This window comes from Amycolatopsis japonica (genome assembly GCF_000732925.1).
Taxonomy (GTDB): Bacteria; Actinomycetota; Actinomycetes; order Mycobacteriales; family Pseudonocardiaceae; genus Amycolatopsis; species Amycolatopsis japonica.
The window spans coordinates 3,499,800-3,521,077 of record NZ_CP008953.1 but is presented as its reverse complement, the minus strand read 5'-3'; the positions used below and the strand labels follow the sequence as shown (position 1 = coordinate 3,521,077).

General features: G+C 69.5%; 23 protein-coding genes. 5 read left to right on the top strand and 18 right to left on the bottom strand.

Going from position 1 to position 21,278, the window contains the following annotated elements; genetic code table 11:
- Window positions 1-16: 16 nt before the first annotated feature.
- The 7 genes from AJAP_RS16510 to ruvC all read right to left on the bottom strand — a co-directional run bounded on the left by AJAP_RS16510 (window position 17) and on the right by ruvC (window position 6,563).
- Entirely contained in the window at window positions 17-535 is a 519-nt protein-coding gene (locus tag AJAP_RS16510) for an adenine phosphoribosyltransferase (RefSeq protein WP_038512523.1), read from the bottom strand.
- A 108-nt stretch (window positions 536-643) separates the two neighbouring features.
- Window positions 644-1,846, bottom strand: a complete 1,203-nt coding sequence (gene secF, locus AJAP_RS16505) for a protein translocase subunit SecF (protein WP_038512520.1) — start codon at window positions 1,844-1,846, stop codon at window positions 644-646.
- The gene (gene secD / locus AJAP_RS16500) at window positions 1,843-3,540 is read right to left on the bottom strand and encodes a protein translocase subunit SecD (RefSeq protein ID WP_038512517.1); all 1,698 of its coding nucleotides are present in this window, start codon (window positions 3,538-3,540) and stop codon (window positions 1,843-1,845) included. Before secD ends, secF begins: the two co-directional genes overlap by 4 nt.
- Window positions 3,541-3,747: 207 nt before the next feature.
- Window positions 3,748-4,155, bottom strand: a complete 408-nt coding sequence (gene yajC, locus AJAP_RS16495) for a preprotein translocase subunit YajC (RefSeq protein WP_038512514.1) — start codon at window positions 4,153-4,155, stop codon at window positions 3,748-3,750.
- 145 nt (window positions 4,156-4,300) lie between these two features.
- The gene (gene ruvB / locus AJAP_RS16490; RefSeq protein WP_038512512.1) at window positions 4,301-5,374 is read right to left on the bottom strand and encodes a Holliday junction branch migration DNA helicase RuvB; all 1,074 of its coding nucleotides are present in this window, start codon (window positions 5,372-5,374) and stop codon (window positions 4,301-4,303) included.
- Between the two features lie 8 nt (window positions 5,375-5,382).
- The gene (gene ruvA / locus AJAP_RS16485; RefSeq protein WP_038512509.1) at window positions 5,383-5,982 is read right to left on the bottom strand and encodes a Holliday junction branch migration protein RuvA; all 600 of its coding nucleotides are present in this window, start codon (window positions 5,980-5,982) and stop codon (window positions 5,383-5,385) included.
- On the bottom strand, window positions 5,979-6,563 hold the full coding sequence (gene ruvC, locus AJAP_RS16480; RefSeq protein ID WP_038512506.1) for a crossover junction endodeoxyribonuclease RuvC: 585 nt from the start codon (window positions 6,561-6,563) through the stop codon (window positions 5,979-5,981). The genes ruvA and ruvC overlap by 4 nt, the downstream gene beginning before the upstream one ends.
- 76 nt (window positions 6,564-6,639) lie before the next feature.
- Here ruvC and AJAP_RS16475 point away from each other — a divergent pair, with 76 nt between their 5' ends.
- A complete protein-coding gene (locus AJAP_RS16475) occupies window positions 6,640-7,086 on the top strand; it encodes a cupin domain-containing protein (RefSeq protein ID WP_038512503.1) in 447 nt (148 codons plus the stop codon).
- 113 nt (window positions 7,087-7,199) lie between these two features.
- On the opposite strand, the gene AJAP_RS16470 is transcribed toward AJAP_RS16475, so the two are convergent.
- From AJAP_RS16470 to AJAP_RS16450, 5 genes are all read right to left on the bottom strand, one after another.
- The gene (locus AJAP_RS16470; RefSeq protein WP_038512502.1) at window positions 7,200-7,730 is read right to left on the bottom strand and encodes a DUF4262 domain-containing protein; all 531 of its coding nucleotides are present in this window, start codon (window positions 7,728-7,730) and stop codon (window positions 7,200-7,202) included.
- 151 nt (window positions 7,731-7,881) lie between these two features.
- The gene (locus AJAP_RS16465) at window positions 7,882-8,631 is read right to left on the bottom strand and encodes a YebC/PmpR family DNA-binding transcriptional regulator (protein WP_016334762.1); all 750 of its coding nucleotides are present in this window, start codon (window positions 8,629-8,631) and stop codon (window positions 7,882-7,884) included.
- A 51-nt stretch (window positions 8,632-8,682) separates the two neighbouring features.
- Window positions 8,683-9,312: a pyridoxal 5'-phosphate synthase glutaminase subunit PdxT gene (gene pdxT, locus AJAP_RS16460; protein ID WP_038512501.1), complete on the bottom strand. Its 630-nt coding sequence runs from the start codon at window positions 9,310-9,312 to the stop codon at window positions 8,683-8,685.
- Window positions 9,313-9,366: 54 nt separating this feature from the next.
- Window positions 9,367-9,687, bottom strand: coding sequence for an AzlD domain-containing protein (locus tag AJAP_RS16455; RefSeq protein ID WP_007034928.1), 321 nt, complete (start codon window positions 9,685-9,687; stop codon window positions 9,367-9,369).
- Entirely contained in the window at window positions 9,687-10,400 is a 714-nt protein-coding gene (locus AJAP_RS16450) for an AzlC family ABC transporter permease (RefSeq protein ID WP_037338952.1), read from the bottom strand. The genes AJAP_RS16455 and AJAP_RS16450 overlap by 1 nt, the downstream gene beginning before the upstream one ends.
- 68 nt (window positions 10,401-10,468) lie before the next feature.
- Here AJAP_RS16450 and AJAP_RS16445 point away from each other — a divergent pair, with 68 nt between their 5' ends.
- Window positions 10,469-11,035, top strand: coding sequence for a helix-turn-helix domain-containing protein (locus tag AJAP_RS16445; RefSeq protein WP_037338954.1), 567 nt, complete (start codon window positions 10,469-10,471; stop codon window positions 11,033-11,035).
- Here AJAP_RS16445 and AJAP_RS16440 read toward each other — a convergent pair whose 3' ends face one another.
- Window positions 11,036-12,412, bottom strand: a complete 1,377-nt coding sequence (locus AJAP_RS16440; RefSeq protein ID WP_038512498.1) for an APC family permease — start codon at window positions 12,410-12,412, stop codon at window positions 11,036-11,038.
- A gap of 142 nt (window positions 12,413-12,554) precedes the next feature.
- On the opposite strand from AJAP_RS16440, the gene AJAP_RS16435 reads away from it, so the two are divergent.
- The gene (locus AJAP_RS16435; protein ID WP_038512496.1) at window positions 12,555-13,166 is read left to right on the top strand and encodes a TetR/AcrR family transcriptional regulator; all 612 of its coding nucleotides are present in this window, start codon (window positions 12,555-12,557) and stop codon (window positions 13,164-13,166) included.
- Window positions 13,163-14,230 (top strand): DmpA family aminopeptidase, encoded by a 1,068-nt coding sequence (locus AJAP_RS16430; protein WP_038512493.1) that lies wholly within the window; start codon window positions 13,163-13,165, stop codon window positions 14,228-14,230. Before AJAP_RS16435 ends, AJAP_RS16430 begins: the two co-directional genes overlap by 4 nt.
- Here the strand turns inward: AJAP_RS16430 and AJAP_RS16425 are convergent.
- The 3 genes from AJAP_RS16425 to AJAP_RS16415 form a co-directional block, all read right to left on the bottom strand.
- On the bottom strand, window positions 14,220-16,922 hold the full coding sequence (locus AJAP_RS16425; protein ID WP_051972485.1) for an AfsR/SARP family transcriptional regulator: 2,703 nt from the start codon (window positions 16,920-16,922) through the stop codon (window positions 14,220-14,222). The two genes, AJAP_RS16430 and AJAP_RS16425, sit on opposite strands and share 11 nt — an antisense overlap.
- 89 nt (window positions 16,923-17,011) lie before the next feature.
- The gene (locus AJAP_RS16420; protein ID WP_038512491.1) at window positions 17,012-17,512 is read right to left on the bottom strand and encodes a peptidase inhibitor family I36 protein; all 501 of its coding nucleotides are present in this window, start codon (window positions 17,510-17,512) and stop codon (window positions 17,012-17,014) included.
- Between the two features lie 123 nt (window positions 17,513-17,635).
- On the bottom strand, window positions 17,636-18,052 hold the full coding sequence (locus AJAP_RS16415; RefSeq protein ID WP_038512487.1) for a DUF6892 domain-containing protein: 417 nt from the start codon (window positions 18,050-18,052) through the stop codon (window positions 17,636-17,638).
- A 76-nt stretch (window positions 18,053-18,128) separates the two neighbouring features.
- Between AJAP_RS16415 and AJAP_RS16410 the strand changes: the two genes are divergently transcribed.
- A complete protein-coding gene (locus tag AJAP_RS16410) occupies window positions 18,129-18,554 on the top strand; it encodes a PaaI family thioesterase (RefSeq protein WP_038512484.1) in 426 nt (141 codons plus the stop codon).
- Between the two features lie 60 nt (window positions 18,555-18,614).
- Here AJAP_RS16410 and pdxS read toward each other — a convergent pair whose 3' ends face one another.
- Together pdxS and AJAP_RS16400 are read right to left on the bottom strand one after the other, a co-directional pair.
- Window positions 18,615-19,529, bottom strand: a complete 915-nt coding sequence (pdxS, locus tag AJAP_RS16405; protein WP_038512481.1) for a pyridoxal 5'-phosphate synthase lyase subunit PdxS — start codon at window positions 19,527-19,529, stop codon at window positions 18,615-18,617.
- 195 nt (window positions 19,530-19,724) lie between these two features.
- The gene (locus AJAP_RS16400) at window positions 19,725-21,143 is read right to left on the bottom strand and encodes an FAD-binding oxidoreductase (protein ID WP_038512478.1); all 1,419 of its coding nucleotides are present in this window, start codon (window positions 21,141-21,143) and stop codon (window positions 19,725-19,727) included.
- Window positions 21,144-21,278 lie beyond the last annotated feature (135 nt).

Here is a 21,278-nt window from a genome sequence, read left to right as displayed (position 1 = left end):
CACTTGGTGCGCCCGGTCAACACACCCGGAGGGCCTCCACACGACGCCCCTCGAGCACGGAACGACCGCCGAGCGCGCCGAGTTCCATGACCACCGAAACACCGGTGACCTGCGCCTTCGCGTCTTCCAGCAGTTTGCAGGTCGCCGCGACCGTGCCACCGGTGGCGAGGACGTCGTCGAGGATCGCGACACGCTGGCCGGGAACGACGACACCTTCGGGCAATTCGACGGTCGCGGTGCCGTACTCCAGCGTGTAACCGACCCTGCCCGCGACGCGGGGCAGCTTGCCCGGCTTGCGGATCAACGCGACACCGAGGCCACGGGCGTAGCCGACGGCGGCGGCCAGCAGGAATCCGCGCGCCTCCACCCCGGCCAGCAGATCGACCTCGGGATCGACGGTGGCGGCCAGCCCGTCGGTGACGGCCTTGAAGCCCGCCGCGTCGGCGAACAGCGGACTCAGGTCCCGGAACAGCACGCCGGGTTCCGGGAAGTCCGGTACGTCGGCGATGAGGTCGAGTGCCTTGGCCAGCTCCATGTGCTTCCTGCTCTCCAGTCGTGCTTCCGGGTCCCTGAACGCTAGGAAAGGTCCTTTCATTGCAAATTTTGCAATGAAAGGACCTTTCCTAGCGTTCGACGGCCGGGATTACCTCTTGCGCTTACCCGACGGACGGCCCTTGTGAGCCTTCTGGTTCCGCGCGGGAACGCTCGCCGCCGCGGCGTACGCCTTCTCCTTGCGGAGCTCGGCGGCCAGCGCGTCCTCGTCGTTCGGGTCGAAGTCGTCGTCGCGCTCGGCGGCCTTGCGGGCCTGGTTCGCGCGCCGCGCGGCGACCCGGTCGGCCTGCTGACGGAACTTCGGGTCACGCATCTTCAGGTCCACCAGCAGCGGGGTGGCCAGCGCGACCGAGGACAGCACGCCGACCAGGGTGCCGGTGAGCTGCACCAGCGCGAGGTCCTGCAGTGTGCCCGAGCCGAGCAGGATGTACCCGACGACGAGCAGGCCGAGGATCGGCAGCATCGCGATCAACGCCGTGTTGAACGACCGCATCAGCGTCTGGTTCAGCGCCAGGTTGGCGGCCTCGCCGAAGGTACGGCGGGTGAGCCCGAGCAGGCCACGCGTGTTCTCGCGGACCTTGTCGAACACCACCACCGTGTCGTACAGCGAGAACCCGAGGATCGTCAGCAGACCGATCACCGTCGCCGGCGTGACCTCGAAGCCGATCAGCGAGTACACACCCGCCGTCACCACGATGTCGTGCAGGAGCGAGATCAGCGCCGCGGCGGCCATCCTGGTGTCGAAGTACAACGCCAGGAACAGCGTGACCGCCAGGAGGAACACCCCGAGCGCGATCAACGCCTGGCGCGAGATCTCCCCGCCCCAGGACGCGCTGACCGCGCTGTCACTGATGGCCTGGACACTCGGCTGCCCGTTGGACCCGATCGGGCCGAGGTCGCGGAACAGCGCTTCCTTGATCTTGGCGACCTCGGCGGCGTCCAGGGTGTCCGAACGGAGCTGGATGGTCGACGAAGCGCCGCTGCCGACCTTCTGCGCCTCGTCGGCCGGGCGGCCGAGCGCCTCGGAGAAGACGTCCTTGGCCTGCTGCTCGCTGATCTGCCCGTTCTTGCCGTTGGCGGGCAGCTGGATCTGGGTGCCGCCTTCGAAGTCGATCCCGAAGTTGAAGCCCTTGATCCCCATCGACGCGATGCAGACCAGCACCAGCGCGCCGAAGAAGAGGTACCAGCGCTTGCGCTTGCCGACCACGTCGAACGCGCCCGTGCCCACGTAGAGGCGGCGGAAGATGCTGTCGCGCTTGCCCGCGGTGGTGGTGTTTTCGTCGACCACGGTCACGCCTCCTTGACGTTCGGGCGGCCGGCGGCCGGACGGGCCGCCTTACGCTCCGAGCCCACCTGCTGAACGGCACCGAGGCCGAGGTTCTTGGGGTTGGACAGGAACTTCGACTTCGACCGCGACACCATCGAGACCAGCGGGTGGGTCACGAGGTAGACCACGACGAGGTCGAGGACCGTCGACATGCCGAGCGTGAACGCGAAGCCCTTGACCTCACCGACGGCCAGCCAGTACAGGATGGCCGCGGCGAGGAAGCTGACCGCGTCCGACGCCAGAATCGTGCGCTGGGCACGAGACCAGCCTCGCGGCACCGCGGAGCGGAACGTCCTGCCTTCCCGGATCTCGTCCTTCAACCGTTCGAAGTAGATGACGAACGAGTCGGCGGTGATACCGATCGCGATGATCAGGCCCGCCACGCCGGCGAGGTCGAGGGTGTACCCGATCCACCGCCCCAGCAGCACCAGTACCGCGTAGACCAGCGAGAACGACAAGGCGAGCGACAGGATCGTCAGCACGCCGAGCAGCCGGTAATAGAACAAGCAGTAGATGAACACGATCAGGAGGCCGAGGCCACCGGCGATCAGGCCCGCCTGCAGCGACGCGAGACCCAGCGTCGCGGACACCGTCGTCGCGTCCGAGGACTCGAACGACAGCGGCAGCGAGCCGTACTTCAGCACGTCCGCCAGGTCCTTCGCCTCGGTCTGGCTGAACCGGCCGGTGATCTGGGTCTGTCCGCCCAGGATCGCGGACTGGATGGTCGGCGCGGAGACGACCTGCGTGTCGAGGACGAACGCCGCCTGCTTCTGGACGTTCTTCGAGGTGAAGTCGCCCCAGATCCGGGAACCCTCGCCCTTGAAGTTCAGGTTGACGACCCACTGCGAGTTCTGCGTGTCGTAGCCCGAGGAGGCGTCGGAGATCTCCGTTCCGGGGAGGAACTCCGGCTCCAGCAGGTACTTCATGGTGTTCTTGTCACCGCAGGCGACCAGCGGCTTGTCGGTGAGGTCGTTGCCGACCAGCGGGTCCGACACCTTGGGGTCGCAGTTGAGGGCCGCGAAGGCCTTCTCGGCGGCCGCGGCCTGCTTCGCCTGGTCCGTCGAAAGAAGATCGGGGTTCTGCCGGAGGTTCCGGGCGTTCTCGATCTCCTTCTTCGTCTGCTCGTCGGAGTCCGCGCCCGGCTGCTGCTGCGGCGCGCCGGCGGCGCCACCGCCACCGTTGGCCGGGCTGCTCGGCGGGGCGCTCACACCCGGCGAGGACGGCGGTGCCGAAGACGGCGTGCCGGAAGCGGGCGGGGCCGTCGGCTGCTGGACCGGGGTCACCGGCTGCGACGTCACGACCTTCCGGAAGCCCAGCTTCGCGGTCTTGCCGAGGGTCTTGGCCTGGTCGCCCTGCTCACCGGGGACGGTGATGACGACGTTGCTGCCGTCGAGGACGACCTCGGTACCGCTGACGCCGATACCGTTGACCCGGCGCTCGATGATCGAGCGGGCCTGTTCGAGGGACTCTCGCGGAGGGTCGCCGCCGTCGGGGTTTCGGGCGGACAGGGTGACCCTCGTGCCGCCTTGCAGATCGATGCCGAGCTTCGGCGTCGGCTTGCCGCTACCGGTGAAGAACACCAGGGCGTACAGCGCGACCACGATCAGGGCGAAGAAGGCGAGATAGCGTCCCGGGCGGAGATGCCCGGCCGGTGCGGCCACTGTGCTTCGGTCTCCTCGGACGGACTGGGTTTTTCCCCAATGGACTTGGCTGTTCACTCATCCGGACGGGAGCCCGGCGGTACCGCGAACGAGCACGACTATGACGACGGACACGCACGCAGCACCGAGACACTACTCGGTGCTGCGTGAGCCCGGCGTTGGCCCCGCACCTACGAAAGTCTGGTGTCGGGGATGGCCTTACAACCGCTACTTCTTGCCGTGCTCCAGCGGAGGAGCGATCTGCGCGCCCGACTTCTCCTCGACGCGCTCGTCGTCCTTCGACTCGACGACCGGCGCCTCGACGACCTCGTCGGTGTCGGTGGAGTCGGTGGCGTCTTCGTCCGTCTCGACGGCCGGCTCGACCTTCTCGCGGACGGCCTGGCGCAGCCAGGTGGTCACGACGCCCTCGGCGATCTCGAGGTCGATCGTGGTGTCGGCGGAAGCGTCGGCGACAGTCGCGTAGAGACCGGAGGTGGTCATCACCCGGTCACCGGGAGCCAGGCTCGAGAGCAGCTCCTGCTGCGCTGCCGCCGCCTTCTTCTGCTTACGGGTGCCCATGACGAGCGGAATCGCCACAACGAGCATCAGGAGCAGCGGCAGCAATAACTGGTTCATGATTCTCCATTTCGAGCGGACGCCGCGCGGTGCGCTGTTTTGTCCGGTTTGGCGGGGTGTGCTCTCCCCGAGTGTGCCAGGTGCCAGCGGAAACTCCACCACCACCCGTCGTCACCACGGGCCTCGAACCGCGTGAACGGTCCGTTCAGTCCTGGTCGAACAGGTTCGGGCCGCCCTGATCGCCGCGCGTGGCACCGGCCGGGGCCGGCAGGCCGAGGTGCTCCCACGCGGCCGCTGTGGCGACCCGGCCGCGAGGAGTGCGGGCGAGCATACCGGCGCGGACCAGGTAAGGCTCACACACCTCTTCGACGGTGGTCGGTTCTTCCCCCACCGCGACGGCCAGCGTCGACACGCCGACCGGGCCGCCGCCGAAGGAGCGGACCAGCGCGGTCAGCACCGCGCGGTCGAGCCGGTCGAGGCCGAGTTCGTCGACGTCGTAGACCTCCAGCGCGGCACGCGCGATCTTGCGCGTGACCTTGCCGTCGGCCCGGACCTCGGCGTAGTCGCGCACCCGGCGCAGCAGCCGGTTCGCGATCCGGGGTGTGCCGCGGGACCGGCGGGCGATCTCCGCGCAGCCGTCCCGGTCGATGTCGATGTCGAGGATCGTGGCGGCGCGGCGGGCGACGAGTTCCAGTTCGGCGTCGCTGTAGAACTCCATCTGGCCGGTGAAGCCGAACCGGTCGCGCAGCGGACCGGTCAGCGAACCGGACCGCGTCGTGGCCCCGACCAGCGTGAACGGCGCGATCTCCAGCGGGATGCTGGTGGCGCCGGGGCCCTTGCCGACGACGACGTCGACGCGGAAGTCCTCCATCGCGAGGTACAGCATCTCCTCGGCGGGGCGGGCGATCCGGTGGATCTCGTCGATGAACAGGACGTCGCCGGGCGCCAGGTTGGACAGCATCGCGGCCAGATCGCCCGCGCGTTCCAGCGCGGGACCGGAGGTGATGCGGATGGCGGCGTTGAGTTCGGCGGCGACGATCATCGCCATACTCGTCTTGCCCAGTCCCGGCGGGCCCGAGAGCAGGACGTGGTCGGGTGGGACACCGCGGCGCCGCGCGCTTTCCAGGACGAGTTCGAGCTGTTCACGCACCCGCGGCTGGCCGACGAACTCGTCGAGCTTGCGCGGGCGCAGCGTGGTCTCGACCTCGCGTTCGCCCGTCTGCGGCAGCGCCGAGAGCGTCTCGTCGGTTTCGAACTCCGTCACGGCCTCATAGTCCATGTGGCCGGTTACCGCTTACGCCCGAGGGTGGCCAACGCGGCGCGCAGCACGGACGACGTCGTGTGGCCGTCGCCCTCGCCGAGCACCTTGTCGACGGCCTGTTCGGCCTGCTTGGCCGGGAAGCCGAGGCCCGCGAGCGCCTCGACGACCTCCCCCCGCAGCGCACCGGGCGCGACGACCGCCGGGGACCCGTCGGTCGGGCCCGCGAGCGCGGTGACCTTGTCGCGCAGTTCGAGCGTGAGCCGCTCGGCGCCCTTGCGGCCGATGCCGGGCACCTGGGTGAGCACGGTGATGTTGCCTTCGACCAGCGCGGACCGCAGCTTGTCGGGATCGAGGACGGCGAGGGTCGCCAGCGCGAGCCGCGGCCCGATCCCGGAGACCGTCTGCAGCAGACCGAACAGTTCGCGGGCGTCCGCGTCGGCGAAACCGAACAGCGTCAAGGAATCCTCACGGACCACGAGCGCGGTGTGCAGCATCGCCTGCTCTCCGCGGCGAAGCGTCGCGAGGGTGGCGGGGGTGGCCTGCACGGCGAAGCCCACTCCCCCGACCTCGATCACGACGTGGTCGAGACCGATGGAGAGGATTTCACCGCGTACCGAGGAGATCATCGAGCCGCTCCTTGCGCTTTCGCTTCTTTGGCCGCGGCGGCGAGCCTGGCCTTGTGGTTCTTGGCGATCTCGGCCGCCCTGGCCTCGGCTTCGGCGAGCCGGACGCGCATCGGCTCGCGCCACAAGTGGCAGATGGCGAGCGCGAGCGCGTCCGCGGCGTCCGCCGGATGCGGTTTGACCTCGAGGCCGAGCAGCCGCATGACCATACCGGTGACCTGTGCCTTGTCCGCACGACCGGAGCCGGTGACGGCGGCCTTCACCTCGCTCGGAGTGTGGAACACGACCGGCAGCCCGCGCCGGGCCGCGGCGAGCGCGACGACGCCGCCCGCCTGCGCGGTGCCCATCGCGGTGCGCACGTTGTGCTGCGCGAAAACCCGCTCCACGGCGACGGCCTCGGGTTTGTAGCGATCCATCCAGCGCTCGACCGCGTCGGAGATCCCCAACAGGCGCACGGCGAGATCGGCGTCCGGCGAGGTCCGCACGACGTCGACGGCCACCGGGCGGACGGTGCGGCCCGTGCCGCCGTCGACCACCCCGAGCCCGCACCTGGTCAGACCGGGGTCGACCCCGAGTACCCGCACGCGTTTTCCTCCGCTCCGGCGAACATCAGTTCGAGATCCGAGGCTACCCGGAGCAGGGTCCGGGCAAGATGAGGACATGCCGAGTCCCGACGAGTTCACCGCCCATCTGGGTCTTCAGCCGCTGCCCGTGGAGGGCGGCCGCTGGGCGCAGAGCTGGCGCGACGAAACCGCGTCCGCGATCTACTACCTGCTCGCGCCACCGGAAACCTCGGCGCCGCACCGGCTGGACCGCCTGGAGATCTACGCCCACCACGCCGGCGCGCCGGTGCGGATGCTGCTGCTGTTCCCCGGCGGACGTGTTTCGCGGCCGGTGCTGGGGCCGGACGTCGCGGCCGGTCAACGTCCGCAGGTGGTGGTGCCCGCCGGGGTCTGGCAGGCGTCGGTGAGTACCGGTGAGTGGAGCCTGGTCGGGACCGTGGTCGTGCCGCCTTATACGGACGACAGCGTGGAGTTCCGGTCGGCGGCCGCGTTGGCCGCCGAGTGGCCCGACGCGACGGAAGACCTGGCGCCCTGGCTTCGGTGACCCCGCAATTAGTCCTCTGAATGCGTGGACGCAGGTGCCCCGAACGCTATGAAAGGTCCTTTCCTTGCAAAATTTGCAAGGAAAGGACCTTTCATAGCACGCGCAGCGGTGGCTCAGGGGCCGTCGACGCCCGGGGTCCAGCTCTCCGGGTCACCGGATTCGGTCAGTACCGGCTGGTACCGCGCGAAGCCCTCGGGCGCGTCCGGATGCCACGGGAAGTGGCCGTCCGGCGTGGCGACGATCAGTTGCAGCGCTGGGAAGTCCCCGTCCGGGTAGATCAGGAACGCGCTCCCGAAGTACTCGGGATAGTGCCCCTTCGCGACCCGTTCGAAGACCACCGGCGCGCCCTCGAAGAAATCGTCGTAGCGCTTGCCGACCTCGAAGATCTCGCCGGCGGCCGCACGGTCGACGTAGGCGTCGAGAAGGACCGGCCCCATGTGCCCGGGCAGTCCGATCACGACCGCTTCCGCCACGTTGTGCAGCGCCCAGGCGCACGCGGTGAAGCAGAAGGGCGCGTCGTTCTCGTCGCCGTCGACCGCGATGACCGCGTTCCCTCTCGCCTGCGCCTGCGACTCGATCCACTGGATCAGTTCGGTTTCTTCGGCGGTGAGGGCATCGGCTTCGGAGGTCGTCACGCGCGACATTGTGCCCCACGCGAGCGCCCGTACCTAGTCCCGGGACCGATTTTCCGCGGCATGGCGGGAAAATCGATCAGCCGACCTCGGCCATGACCTCGTCGGACACGTGGAATCCGGCGCAGTGCGTACACGTTCTGCACGTCGGCGCGAGCAACCGTCAGCCGACCTCGGCCATGACCTCGTCGGACACATCGAAGTTCGCGTACACGTTCTGCACGTCGTCGCAATCCTCGAGCGCGTCGATGAGCTTGAAGACCTTCTTCGCGCCTTCGACGTCCAGCGGGACGCTGACCGACGGCAGGAAGGTGAGATCCGCGGACTCGTACTCGAAACCGGCCTCCTGCAAGGCTTTCCGGACCGGGACGAGGTCGGTGGCCTCCGAAACGATCTCGAAGTTCTCGTCGAGGTCGTTGACCTCTTCGGCGCCCGCGTCGAGGACGGCCATGAGGACGTCGTCCTCGCCGGCGTCACCCTTGGGCATGATCACGACGCCCTTGCGGTTGAACATGTAGGCGACCGAGCCCGGGTCGGCGAGCGAGCCGTTGTTCCGGGTGAGCGCGGTGCGCACCTCCATGGCGGCGCGGTTCTTGTTGTCGGTGAGGCATTCGATCAGGACGGCCACACCGTTCGGGCCGTAGCCTTCGTAGGTGATGGTCTGCCAGTCGGCGCCACCGGCCTCTTCACCGGCGCCGCGTTTGCGGGCGCGCTCGATGTTGTCCTGCGGGACCGAGTTCTTCTTGGCCTTCTGGATGGCGTCGTAGAGCGTCGGGTTGCCGTCCGGGTCGCCACCGCCGGTCCGGGCCGCCACCTCGATGTTCTTGATCAACCGGGCGAAGAGCTTGCCGCGCTTCGCGTCCAGGTTGGCCTTCTTGTGCTTCGTGGTGGCCCACTTGGAGTGGCCGCTCATCTCTCCTCCATCTACTCCTGTGCCCGCCGCTGAGCACAGTGTCGGTTTTGCTTAAGCCTGCCGCACGAGGTCGACGAACAGCCTGTGCACGCGTTCGTCCCCGGTGAGTTCGGGGTGGAACGACGTGGCGAGTACCGCCCCCTGCCGGACCGCGACGATCCTAGCGGCCGCGTCCTCGGAGCCCGGCATTTCGGGGACACTGGCGAGTACCTCGACCCCGTCGCCCGCTTTTTCGACCCACGGGGCGCGGATGAACACAGCGTGCACCGGGCCGCCTTCGATACCGGTGAAGTCGAGGTCGGCTTCGAAGGAGTCCACCTGCCGCCCGAACGCGTTGCGCCGGACGACGACGTCGAGCCCGCCGAGTTGCCGCTGGTCAGGCCGTCCGTCGAGGGCCTGACGGGCGAGCAGGATCATCCCGGCGCAGGAGCCGAACGCGGGCATCCCGTCCGCGATGCGCTCGCGCAGTGGCTCCAGCAGTTCGAAGGTCTCCAGGAGCCTCGACATGGTGGTCGACTCGCCACCCGGCAGCACCAGACCGTCCACTTCGGACAGTTCGCTCGCGCGACGGACCGGCAGTGCACGCGCACCCGCTCGTTCCACCATCGCGGCGTGCTCCCGCACGTCGCCCTGCAGTGCGAGCACGCCGACCACCGGCCGTGCCCCCGTCGCGATCGCCACCCGACCTCCCGAAAGACCTTCCCCTTAGCTTAGGCGCCTCGGGGAAGGGCCAGGTCAGGGGACCCCGGCCAGCCGCAGCAGGGCCGCGGTCGCGGCCGCCGCGACGACGACCAGCGCGAACGGCGCCTTGCGCCAGGCGAGCACGCCGCCGACCAGCACTCCGGCGGGCCGGGCGTAACCGGCGAACTCGTGTCCCTCGGTGAGCGCGGCGACCGCGACGAGGGCGGCCAGCAGGACGACGGCCGAGCGCGCCATCAGCTTCTCGGCCTTGGGCGAGACGGTGAACCGTGCCTTCAGCACCGGCCCGGCGAACCGGAAGGCGAAGGTCCCGGCGGCGAGCACACCGCCGGCGATGATCAGTTCCAGCGGATCCATCAGTGCACTCCCTCGGGTTCGCGTTCGGCGGGTTCCTTGGCGGCCACCCCGGCCAGCACGCCGACCAGCGCGAGCAGCACCGGCAGCCCGGCGGGCAGGAACGGCGTCGTGGCCAGCGCGACGGCGACGCCGACGAGCACCGGCAGCCGGGCGGCGCGGTCGCGCAGCGACGGCAGGACCAGCGCGAGCAGGACCGCCGGGAAGGCCGCGTCGAGCCCGAACGCGTCGGTGTCGCTGATCGCCGTCCCGGCGTAGGCCCCGGCGAGGACGCCGACGTTCCAGCAGACGAACAGCCCGATCCCGCACACCCAGTACGCCGCCTTGCGCCGCTCTTCGTCGCGCTGGGCCAGCGCGAACGCGACGGATTCGTCGATCATCAGGTGGCTGCCGACCACCCTCGACGACCATCGTTTCCCGAGGACGTCGCCGATCGCGAAGCCGAAGGGCAGATGCCGCGCATTGGCCAGCAGACCCGCCGCGACGGCCGCGACCGGGCTGCCGCCCGCGGCGATGATGCCGACGAACATGAACTGCGAGGCGCCGGCGAAGACCAGCACCGAGAGGAGCATCGGCGCCCAGATGGGGAAGCCGGAGCCCACCGCGATGGCGCCGTAGGAGATGCCGACAATGGTGTCGGCGAGGCAGACCAGCCCGATGTCACGGAGAAGATCGCGCCCCAGGACACGAGTGGTTGTTCGCCATATCGAACGCATAGCGTCATACAATGAACGAACGCAGCCGTGTTCGTCAAGGCGAACGCAACGACCGATGGAGCGAACGCATGTCCCCGACCGCGTCCGACGGTGCCCCACTGGACGTCATCGCCATGTCCCTGCGCCGGGAACGTGCCCGCACCGGGCTGTCCCTCACCGAGGTCGCCAAACGCGCGGGCATCGCGAAATCCACGCTCTCGCAGCTGGAGTCCGGCACCGGGAATCCGAGCGTCGAGACGATCTGGGCGTTGTGCGTCGCGCTCGACGTCCCGTTCTCGCGGGTGGTCGAGCCGGAACGCCCTCGCGTGCAGGTCATCCGCTCGGGCAGCGGCCCGACGGTGTTCGCCGAACACGCCGATTACGCGTGCACGCTGCTCAGCTCCTGCCCTCCCGGCGCCCGGCGCGACGTGTACCTGATTCGCGCCGAGCCCGGGAAACCGCGGCTCTCGGATCCGCATATGAGCGGCATCGTCGAGCACATCGTCCTCAGCGCGGGCCGCGCCAAGGTCGGGCCGCTGGACGAGCCGATCGAACTGCTGCCCGGCGACTACATCTGCTACCCCGGCGACGTGCCGCACATCTTCGAGGCGCTCGAACCGGGTACGTACGGCGTGGAGATCGCCGAGTACACCTGATCAGGCCGGCTCCTCCGCCTTCTCCTCGGTGACGTCGGCCAGCTTCCAGCCGCCCTTCCGCCGCAGCACCAGGACGTAGTACGCGATCGACAGCAGGGCGACGCAGGCGGTGACGATCAGGCTCGGCCGTCCGACCGCCGGGTCGAGCACGTTCTGGTAGACCACGAACACCAGGACGCCCAGCGCCAGCACCGGCGCGACCGGGAACCACGGCATCCGGTACTTCGCGTGCGCGGTGGCGCCGGTGCGCCTTCCGACGATCGCGCCGAGACAGAGCGCCGCGTAGACGGCCACGATCGACGTGCTGGTCACCACCAGCAGCAGTTTCGGGTCGACGAAGCAGAGCAGCGCGGCCACCAGCCCGGTGCCGACGGTGGCGACCCACGGCGTCCCGAACTTCGAGTGCACCGAGGCGAGCGCCCGGTTGACCGGCGACGGCCACGCGCGGTCGCGGCCGCTGCTGAACAGCATCCGTGAACTGATCAGCACGATCGCCAGTACGGCGTTGATGATCGCGAGCGCCACCGCCAGGCCGATCACGGTGTCGAGAGTGCCGCCGCCGCGCGAACCGATGAAGTAGGACAGCATGTTCTCCGAGGTGAACAGCGCGTTCAGATCGGGCGCGCCGAGCAGGACCGCGGTCACCGGGATCAGTTCGGCGAGCACCGTGATGCCGAGGGCCATCAGGATCGCGCGCGCGATGCCGCGCGAGGCGTCCTGCGTCTCCTCGCCGAAGTACACCGCCGAGCCGTAGCCGTTGTAGGCGAAGATCGCGACCGAGGTGGCGATCGCGATGGCGCCGACCGTGGCCGGGCCGCCGTCCGAGGCGACCGGATGGGCCAGCAGTTCGGTGAACGAGCGCGCCGGGTTCAGCAGCCCGAGCGCGCTGACCACGATCAGCGCGAGGATCTCGATCGCCAGGAAGATCCCGGTGACCCAGGCGTTGAGCTTGATGTCGAACACCCCGACGACGGCCGCGACCACGCAGGTCACGGCGGCGATCACCGAGCCTGGGACACCGGGCAGGAGCACGCCGAGGTAGGTGCCGACGCCGAGCGCGATCACCGCGACGATGAGCACCTGCGTGATGATCATGAGGCCGAGTACCGCGAAGCCGGGCAGGCGCCCGAGCGTGCGGGTGACGATCGCGTACTCGCCGCCCGCCAGCGGGAAGGCCGACGCGAGTTCGGCGTAGACGAAGGCCATGAACACACCGACCACCGCGGCGGCCACGAAGCTGTAGAAGGCGCCCGTCCCGGCGCCGGAGATCACCCCCGGCGCGATGATGAAGACCGACGAGGCGGGACTGATCGCGGAAAGCGTGATGAGCAGCGTGCCGAGGGTGCGCAGACCGCGGCGCAGGGCGGGAGTGGACACGGCCGACCTCCTACAAGGTGGGTTCCTTGAATCTCCTTCGAAGAACTGTTGAGCACGCATCAAAGGCCCTCCACGGTGTGACGTCAAGAGCTGATCGCGCGCAGCCCTTGCGTTTTTCGAACAAGATTCGAAGAATGAAGGCATGGCGAGACCGAGCAAGGCACCGGAGCGACGGGCCGAACTGATCGAGGTGGCCAGACAGGCCGTCCTCGACCGCGGCGTACTGAACCTGCGGCTGAGGGACGTCGCCGAGGGCGCGGGCCTGTCGCCGGGTTCGGTCCTGTACTACTTCCCCACCCTCGCCGATCTGCTCCAGGAGGTGCAGCGCGAGGCGGTGGCGCGGTTCTGCTCGGCGAGGGAGCAGGCCGCGGGCACGAAGACGAAGCCGTCCGACCGGCTGCTGGCGATGATCCGCAGCGGTCTGCCGACCGGTCCCGACGACGAACTCTGCGTGCTGCTCTACGAACTCGGCACGATCGCCCGCCGCGATCCCGCGTACGCCGCCCGGCACATCACGCTCTACGAGCAGCAGGTCGGGATCTACACCGGCATCCTCGAAGCCGGCGCGGCCACCGGCGAGTTCACCCTGACCGCGGAGCCGGTGTCGATCGCGCGGAACCTCGTCGCACTGGAAGACGGCTACGGCCTGCACCTCACCCAGGCCGTGCCGACGATGGAAACCGCCACCGCCGAAGCGATGTTGCTCTCCTATGCCCGCACCGCCACCTCGAACCCCTTGGAGGACCGTCCATGACCCGCGCCCGCGACCTGGGTGTCCCGCTGCCCGGCCGGACCGGCGAGCACAACGCGCTCACCGACGTCCCCGGTGTCGAGATCGGTTTCACGACCCTCGTCGAGGGCGAGTCGGTGCGCACCGGCGTCACCGCCGTCCTGCCGCGCGGACGCGAGGACTTCGCCGTGCCGTGCGCGGCCGGGACGTACGCCCTCAACGGCAACGGCGAGATGACCGGCACCGCGTGGCTGGCCGAGACCGGGTCGCTGACCCTGCCGGTGCTGATCACCTCGACGCACGCCGTCGGCGCGTGCCACCGCGGCACGATCGACTGGGTCGTCCGCGAGCGGCCCGACGTGGCCGCGGAATGGCTGCTGCCGGTGGTCGCCGAGACCTGGGACGGCTATCTGAACGACAGCACCGCACCGACCATCCACAGTGGACACGCCATCGCCGCGATCGACGCCGCGCGGCCGGGCCCGGTCGGTGAGGGCTCCGTCGGCGGCGGCACCGGGATGACCTGTTACGGCTTCAAGGGCGGCACCGGTACGGCCTCCCGTGTCGTGTCCTACGGGGACGACGAGTACACCGTGGGAGCGTTGGTACAGGCCAACTTCGGCTCACGCCGCGAGCTCACCGTCGCGGGCGAGCACGTCGGAGCGGAACTCGGTGCCGACAACCCGATGGAGGAGACTTGGGCGGCGCCGTCCGGTGCCGGGTCGGTGATCGTGATCATCGGCACCGACGCTCCCCTGCTGCCCGGCCAGTGCACGTCGCTCGCCCGCCGGGTCCCGCTCGGCCTCGCCCGCACGGGAACCGCGGGTTCACACTTCTCCGGCGACCTCTTCCTGGCGTTCAGCACGGCGAATCCGGGAGCGCTCACCAGCCGGTTCCCGCGTACGGACGAGGCCGAGTACGAAAGCATGCGGTTCGTCCCGTGGGGCAGGCTCGATCCCTTCTTCGAGGCCGTCGTGCAGGCGACCGAGGAAGCGGTGCTCAACGCGCTGTTCGCGAACGAGGAGATGACCGGTCACCGCGGGCGCCGGGTTCCCGCGCTGCCGACCGGACGCTGGTCTAGGTCCTGATCAAGACCTTCCCCGACGGCGGCCGGTCGCTGGATCTCGCACGGATTCGCGCGAGATCCAGCCGGACCCGCGAGGCGCAGATCTCGTCGGATAGCGAGTCGAGCAGTTCGAGCGCGCGGCACAGGCACGACATCGCGCCCCGCCGGTCGCCGCGCCGAAGGTGCAGTTCTCCCCGCCTGCGCAGGACGAGCGCCGTGCGATGCGGATCGTTCAGCTCGGCGCAAAGCCGCCCGGCCTCGTCCAGTTCCGCTTCCGCCTCGTCGAGCAGACCGAGATCCGTGCTCGCGACGGCGTACGAGGTGTGGGCGTGCGCCATCCCGAGGACGTCCCCGATCTCGCGGAAGAGGGCCAGCGCCCGCCTCCCCGTCGCGCGCGAGGTCTCGGGCCGCCCGGCCGCCCGCGCGAGCACGCACAGCCCGGTCAGCGCTCTGGCCCGCCCCGCCCGGTCGCCGATCCGGTCGCTGATCCGGCAAGATTCGGTGAGCGCCTCGCGCGCCGTCCGGAAATCGTCGCGGTAGAGGTGGATCTGGCCGATTCCCCGCAGCAAGGCGGCTTCCCCGCGCGCGCATCCCGACGCCCGCGCCGCGGTCAGCGCGCATCGGTGGCACCGCGACCATTCCGCGTACAGTCCACTGTGGTCGAAGTACGACGCGGCCACGACGGCGAGTTCCCAGGCGAGCTCGCCGAGCCCGGCGTCCGCCGCGTGCGAGACCGCGGCCTCCAGCGCGGGAACCTCGTCCCGGAACCACGAAAGCGGTTCGGCCACCAGTCCTTCGTCGAGCGAGGTCCGGACGGCCGTGCCGGGCTCCGGCCGCAACACGCTGCGGGACAACCGGTCCGCGGCCTTCTCCGCGAGCCAGAGCCAGCCGCCGAGCACTCGCTCGGTCGCCTCCGCGCGGACCTGTTCCGGTTCGACGGCGACCTCCTCGACCGCGAACGCGCGCAAGAGATCGTGGACCCGGTAACGAGGAGCGCCGGTGGCACGCGGGGCGGGCTGGACCATGTTCCGATGCCGCAGGTCTTCCAGCGCGCGAGACGTCGTTTCGGGCTCTCCGTCGTCGGCGAGCGCCGCCGCCCAGGCGGGGAAATCGGCCGGAGGCAGCAAACCCAGCCTGCGGAACAGCCGCTGCCGGTCCGGCTCCAGCTGCTGATAGCCGAGGGACAGGCTGCCGCGGACGGCGAGATCCCCCGCGCACAGCCAATCCAACCGCCGCCGTTCGACCGCCAGCTCCCCCGCGACGTCGGCGAGCCGCCAGCCCGTGCGGTCGCCGATCCGGCTGCCGACGATCCGCAACGCCAGCGGGAGCCCGCCGCAGTGTTCGAGAACCTGTTGGGCGGCAACGGGATCTTCGTCGGTATCGGTGAGCTTGGCGAGAAGGGCTTCCGCGTCCGCCAACGACAGGACGTCGACCGGGACCTGCCTGCCGAGTTCGAGCCCGGCCAGCACGAACCGGCTCGTGACGATCACCGCGCAGCCACCACCGGCGGGCAGCAACGGCCGCAGCTGGGCCTCACCGGCGGCGTCGTCGAGGACGAGCAGCACGCGGCGATCGTGGACCAGGCTGCGGAAGAGGCAGGCGCGGTCGTCGACGTCCGCCGGGATCCCGTCGGCCGGAACACCGAACGCGCGCAGGAATCCGGTGAGCACGGCCTCCGGAGTCCTGGGCTCGTCCGTGGTCCCGCGCAGGGCCGCGAACAGCCTGCCGTCGGGATAGTCGTCGGCGACCTGATGCGCGAGCCTGATCGCGAGCGAGGACTTCCCGATCCCGCCGGCGCCGGTCAACAGGACCACGGGCAGGGTGTCGCGGCCGTCGTCCCGCCGCAGTTCCGCGAGCAGATCCGCGATCAGCGCGTCCCTGCCGACGAAGTCCGGGATACCCGGCGGCAGCTGGCTCGGCACGGCGGGTTCCTGGTACGCGGGATATTCGCGCGCCGTCATGCCTTGGCCGTCGCTCAGGATCTCGCACTGCAGGGAGCGGATCGACGGCGACGGCTCGACGCCGAGTTCGTCGACCAGCCTGCGTCGCCATCCGGCGTAGACGTCGAGTGCCTCCGCCACGCGGCCCGCCCTCGCGAGCGCGGTCATCAACAGCCCGCAGACCCGCTCCCGGAACGGGGCGGCCGTGAGCAGGTCGCGGAGTTCGGGCACCAGCCGGTCGTGCTCGCCGAGCCCGAGTTCGGCCTCGGCCTTGTCCTCCAGCAGCGAAAGCCGTTCCTCCTCCCAGCGCGCGACGACCTCCGCCGCGGCCGGGATCCCGGCCAGTACCGGCCCCCGCCACAGTTCGAGCGCGTCCCGGAAGTGCCGGGCGGCCTCACGATGGCGGTCGCGGGCCAGCAGTTCGCGGCCCCGCGCGGCGAGGCAGATGAACCGGCCGGCGTCGGTGTCCTCCGGCCGCGCGTCGAGCTGATACGCCGCTCCCCTGGTCAGGATCGGCTGGTCGCCCCGTGGCGAGCGCAAGGCGCGGCGCAGGCCCGAGATGAGCCCCTGGATCTGGACTTTCGCCGAGACCGGTGGCGTTTCGCCCCACAGCTCGTCGATGATCCGGTCCGACGGCACCGGGCGGCCGGCCTCGATCAGCAGGAGCGCGAACACCCGGCGCGCCTGTGGCGGGCCGAGTGGCAGGTCCGTGCCCTGCCACTCGGCCGCGGGTTCACCGAACAGGCGATAGAAATAGAAACTCTTTTCCTTCACCGATTTCTCCCCCAGTAAAACGAGACACCCCAGTCGAGAGTCTCAGAAATATCCGGGGGCGGCGTCCGGCATTCGAAGGAACACTTCGCTCAGCAGGCGCTGGCCGACGTGTAAATTCTCAACGAACTCGCCTGGTCGTTGTCGGCGTTCCCGACATACGACGACTGCGAGTTCGCCTGCATGCAGCGACTGGTCCCGCTGCCGATGTTGTAGTACCAGCGGGCGTCGACGGAGCGTCGGTTGTGCCAGGACGACATCTGGTCGTTGAATCCGTAGTCGACCAGATTCTTCAGCCCCGGGTCCCGGAACTGCAGCCGCCGTCCGCCGAAGTCGCGATGCTCGTACAGGCACACGAAGTTCGCTTGGCAGTTGCTGGCCGCGCTGGGCGACAACGACAGAGTGGTCTCCCCACCGTTCCAGACGACCTGGTCTCCGGTGACCTTCCATCCGGGAGCGAGCTTCGCCGCGTCGATGCCGGCGGCGCGCAGCGTGGCCGGCCCTTCCGTCGCGGCCGAAGCGGGTGCCGCGGCGAGTGCCGTCGCGATCGCGGCGGCCCCCAAAGTGGCGGAAACGAACCGAAGAGTGCGCATTTGTCCTCCTTGATCCCGGCGTGCCCTCCGCACGCCGGGATCAAGGTCCCGCGCACCGCTTCCCGATGCCTAAGCAGTCGAAAAGGGACCGCGGTTCCTCCGCTTAGCTCCGCAGGTCGCCGATCAGAGCCAGTCCGCCTCGATACCGCGGGCACGCAACGACTCCAGCGCCTCTTCGTTACCCGTGAAGAGCAAGGTCATCGACTTCAGGTTGGGAAAGTGTGCGACGTCGGCGAACTCGTCGACGTCGAACAGCGAGTCCTCGCCGTCCCAGTTCGGCGCGATCTCGAGGTAGATCTCGTTGCCGCCGTCCATCTCGATCTCGGTGATCTTCTCCGCGAGCTCGGCGGGGACCTCGAGCGCCTCGAAGTAGGCCGACGCCTCGGGGACCGCCTCGACGCTCCCGGCGTCGTAGGTGAAGCCCTTCTCGGCGGCGTACTCCCGCAGGTCGAACTTCGGGAGGAGTTCCTGGTTGTACATCAGCTCTTGGACCACCGCGAGCTTGAAGTTGAAGTCGGTGAACGGAATCGTCTGGCTCATGCCCGGACCTTATAGCGCGGCATGTCCGGACAGGTCGGGTTCCGGAGAAGTCGTCCGATGGCAGGATGGTGGCCTGATGACAGCACTGACACTCGAAGACGCCCGGAAGGGCCTCGCCTCGCAACCGTTCAGCGTCCTGCTCGGGGCCAGGGTGGCCTCGTTCGGGAACGGTGCCGCGACCCTGGAACTCGACATCCGCGATGATCTGTTGCAACAGAACGGGTATCTCCACGGCGGCGTGCTCGCCTACGCCGCGGACAACGCGATCACCTTCGCGGCCGGGACCACACTGGGTCCGGACGTCCTCACCGGCGGCTTCAGCATCAACTACCTGCGGCCGGCACAGGGAATCCGGCTCGTGGCGGAGGCCAAGGTCCTGCACAGCGGCCGGCGCCAGGCGACTTGCCGCTGCGACCTGTACGTGATCGGCGAAGACGGGACCACGACACTCAGTGCCGCGGCGCAGGGAAGCGTGCTGACGAGGAACGGCCCCACCCGCTGATGGACGCGGGACGGCCCGGCACTCTTCGAGGAGTGCCGGGCCGTCCCGAGATCGTGTGACTTACCAGCCGCGCTCGGAGAGACGGTGCGGCTCGGGCACGTCGTCGACGTTGATTCCGACCATCGCTTCCCCGAGGCCACGCGAAGCCTTCGCGATGACGTCCGGGTCGTCGTAGAACGTGGTGGCCTTGACGATCGCCTCGGCACGCTGCGCCGGGTTGCCGGACTTGAAGATGCCGGAGCCGACGAACACGCCCTCGGCACCGAGCTGCATCATCATCGCGGCGTCGGCCGGGGTCGCGATACCGCCCGCGGTGAACAGCACGACGGGGAGCTTGCCCTTCGCGGCGACCTCCTTGACGAGCTCGTACGGCGCCTGGAGCTCCTTCGCCGCAACGTAAAGCTCGTCCTCGGGCAGCGAGGAGAGGCGGCGCAGTTCCGCGCGGATCTTGCGCATGTGCGTGGTCGCGTTCGAGACGTCGCCGGTGCCGGCCTCGCCCTTGGACCGGATCATCGCCGCGCCCTCGTTGATCCGGCGCAGCGCCTCGCCGAGGTTGGTGGCACCACAGACGAAGGGCACGGTGAAGGCCCACTTGTCGATGTGGTTCTCGTAGTCGGCCGGGGTCAGCACCTCGGACTCGTCGATGTAGTCGACGCCGAGCGACTGGAGCAGCTGAGCCTCGACGAAGTGGCCGATACGGGCCTTCGCCATGACGGGGATCGAAACGGCCTCGATGATGCCGTCGATCAGGTCCGGGTCGCTCATCCGGGCGACGCCGCCCTGCGCGCGGATGTCCGCGGGGACCCGCTCGAGCGCCATCACCGCGACGGCGCCGGCGTCCTCGGCGATCTTCGCCTGCTCGGCGGTGACCACGTCCATGATCACACCGCCCTTGAGCATCTCCGCCATCCCGCGCTTGACCCGGGCGGTGCCGGTGAGCGAGGTGGTGGCCGTGTTCGTGGAGTCGTCAGACACTGCTGGACCTTTCGGAAAGCACACGAGTGAGGGTGACGCCTCCGAGAGTAGGCCGCTTTTGGACCTCTGAAGCAGGCCAGTTCGCGGCGATTTCAGCAGTCCACTGGGTGATCTGGCCCGCACCTCTCCCCCGCGTTTCGTCCTCTGGATGCGGTGGTTCGACAGCGAACTACCGCATCCAGAGGACGAAACGCGTCAACGGGCCAGGCCCTGTTCGAAGGCGAACAGGCCGTCGGGGTCGTACTTCCGCGCGACTCGACGCAGCCGCGGCAGGCTTTCGCCGTAGTACGCCTTCGCCCACTCAGGCATCTCCGGGTCGATGTAGTTGATGTACCCGGCCTGCCCGTACTCGCGGCCGAGTTCGTCCCGGACCCCGCCGATCACCTGGCGCGCGTACGCCTCGCCGCCGTCCAGACCGCGGGTGATCTGGACGCTGCCCAGCGCGGACCGGTGCGGGAAGCACGACTCGCTCGACGGCACCCGCGCGATCGCGCCGCCGTAGGCGTCCACGATCGAATACAGATGCGGATCGCTCGCCAGCAACCCCGCCAGCGCGTCCGGATCGGGCACCGGATGGGTCAGCATCCGCGAAGTGGCCACGTACTCCCCGCGCTGCGCGACCGCGGCGGGGAAGGCGGCCTCCTGGGCGAAGGTCCGCATCGTGGCCAAGTGGCCTTGTTCGGTCACGTCCCGTTGGAGCGGCTGAACGCCGACGCGGCGGACCAGATCGTCCAGCAACGGGTTCACCTGCGCGGCGGAACCCACGAAACACCCACCGCAGTTCGCGGCCGCGGCGCCGAGCCCCATCCCCGACCACAACTCGTCCGGCATCGCGGGCTGCCACTCCTGCCAGGCCGCCACGAGAGCCGCCAGCGCGGCGGGCGGGAAGACCAGGTTGAAGTTCGTCAGCGTCCTGGCCGCCGCCGTGCGGAAGGTGAACGACGTGACGATGCCGAAGTTGCCGCCGCCACCGCCGCGCAACGCCCACAGCAGGTCCGGCGCCGTCTCCTCCGACACCAGGCACGCCTTCCCGTCCGCGCCGACGAAACGCACGGACTCGACGTTGTCGCAGGTCAGGCCATACTTTCGGGCCAGGACCCCGATCCCGCCGCCGAGGGTCAGCCCGGCGATGCCGACCTGAGGGCAGCTGCCGGCGGGCAGCGCGCGGCCCGCCGCCGCGAGTGCCTCGTACACCCGGCCGAGCTGCGCGCCCGCCCCGATCTCCGCCCGGCCACCGGAAAGGATCCGGACCGCGTTCAGCCGGGACAGATCGACGACGAGCCCTTCGTCCACTATGGAATAGCCGGCGTAACTGTGCCCGCCCGACCGGGCCGCGATCGGAATCCGCTGCCTGGCGGCGAAATCGACGCACCGGCGGACGTCGTCCTCGTTCGCGCAGACCGCGACACCGGCGGGCAGCCGATGGTCGTAGAGGCTGAAGAACCCGAGCCTCTTTTCGTCGTAGCCGGGGTCGCCGGGCCGGAACAGCTCCCCCGCCAACCGGGCACGCAGCCTTTCCCACGGACCACCGCCCTCGGGAATCGCGGCGGGCACCGCCGCCATCATCGGGACCGCCCCCGCCAGCCGTAACACCGTGCGTCTGTCGAGCTCCATCGCTCATCCCCCACCGTCGGATCCGCCTCCGGGTGTCCGCCATCGAGCATAACGGCGCGTCGACATTCGGGGGGTCCCTCGCCGGTCGCCTTGCCGCGACGCCCGTCGCGGGTGTGTGATCGAGGACACACCTGT

Coding starts and splice junctions, on each gene's coding strand:
- AJAP_RS16510 (WP_038512523.1), bottom strand. CDS start 535: ATGGAGCTGGCCAAGGCACTCGACCTCATCGCCGACGTACCGGACTTC.
- yajC (WP_038512514.1), bottom strand. CDS start 4,155: ATGAACCAGTTATTGCTGCCGCTGCTCCTGATGCTCGTTGTGGCGATT.
- ruvB (WP_038512512.1), bottom strand. CDS start 5,374: ATGGACTATGAGGCCGTGACGGAGTTCGAAACCGACGAGACGCTCTCG.
- ruvA (WP_038512509.1), bottom strand. CDS start 5,982: ATGATCTCCTCGGTACGCGGTGAAATCCTCTCCATCGGTCTCGACCAC.
- AJAP_RS16475 (WP_038512503.1), top strand. CDS start 6,640: ATGCCGAGTCCCGACGAGTTCACCGCCCATCTGGGTCTTCAGCCGCTG.
- AJAP_RS16470 (WP_038512502.1), bottom strand. CDS start 7,730: ATGTCGCGCGTGACGACCTCCGAAGCCGATGCCCTCACCGCCGAAGAA.
- AJAP_RS16465 (WP_016334762.1), bottom strand. CDS start 8,631: ATGAGCGGCCACTCCAAGTGGGCCACCACGAAGCACAAGAAGGCCAAC.
- AJAP_RS16455 (WP_007034928.1), bottom strand. CDS start 9,687: ATGGATCCGCTGGAACTGATCATCGCCGGCGGTGTGCTCGCCGCCGGG.
- AJAP_RS16450 (WP_037338952.1), bottom strand. CDS start 10,400: ATGCGTTCGATATGGCGAACAACCACTCGTGTCCTGGGGCGCGATCTT.
- AJAP_RS16445 (WP_037338954.1), top strand. CDS start 10,469: ATGTCCCCGACCGCGTCCGACGGTGCCCCACTGGACGTCATCGCCATG.
- AJAP_RS16435 (WP_038512496.1), top strand. CDS start 12,555: ATGGCGAGACCGAGCAAGGCACCGGAGCGACGGGCCGAACTGATCGAG.
- AJAP_RS16430 (WP_038512493.1), top strand. CDS start 13,163: ATGACCCGCGCCCGCGACCTGGGTGTCCCGCTGCCCGGCCGGACCGGC.
- AJAP_RS16420 (WP_038512491.1), bottom strand. CDS start 17,512: ATGCGCACTCTTCGGTTCGTTTCCGCCACTTTGGGGGCCGCCGCGATC.
- AJAP_RS16415 (WP_038512487.1), bottom strand. CDS start 18,052: ATGAGCCAGACGATTCCGTTCACCGACTTCAACTTCAAGCTCGCGGTG.
- AJAP_RS16410 (WP_038512484.1), top strand. CDS start 18,129: ATGACAGCACTGACACTCGAAGACGCCCGGAAGGGCCTCGCCTCGCAA.
- AJAP_RS16400 (WP_038512478.1), bottom strand. CDS start 21,143: ATGGAGCTCGACAGACGCACGGTGTTACGGCTGGCGGGGGCGGTCCCG.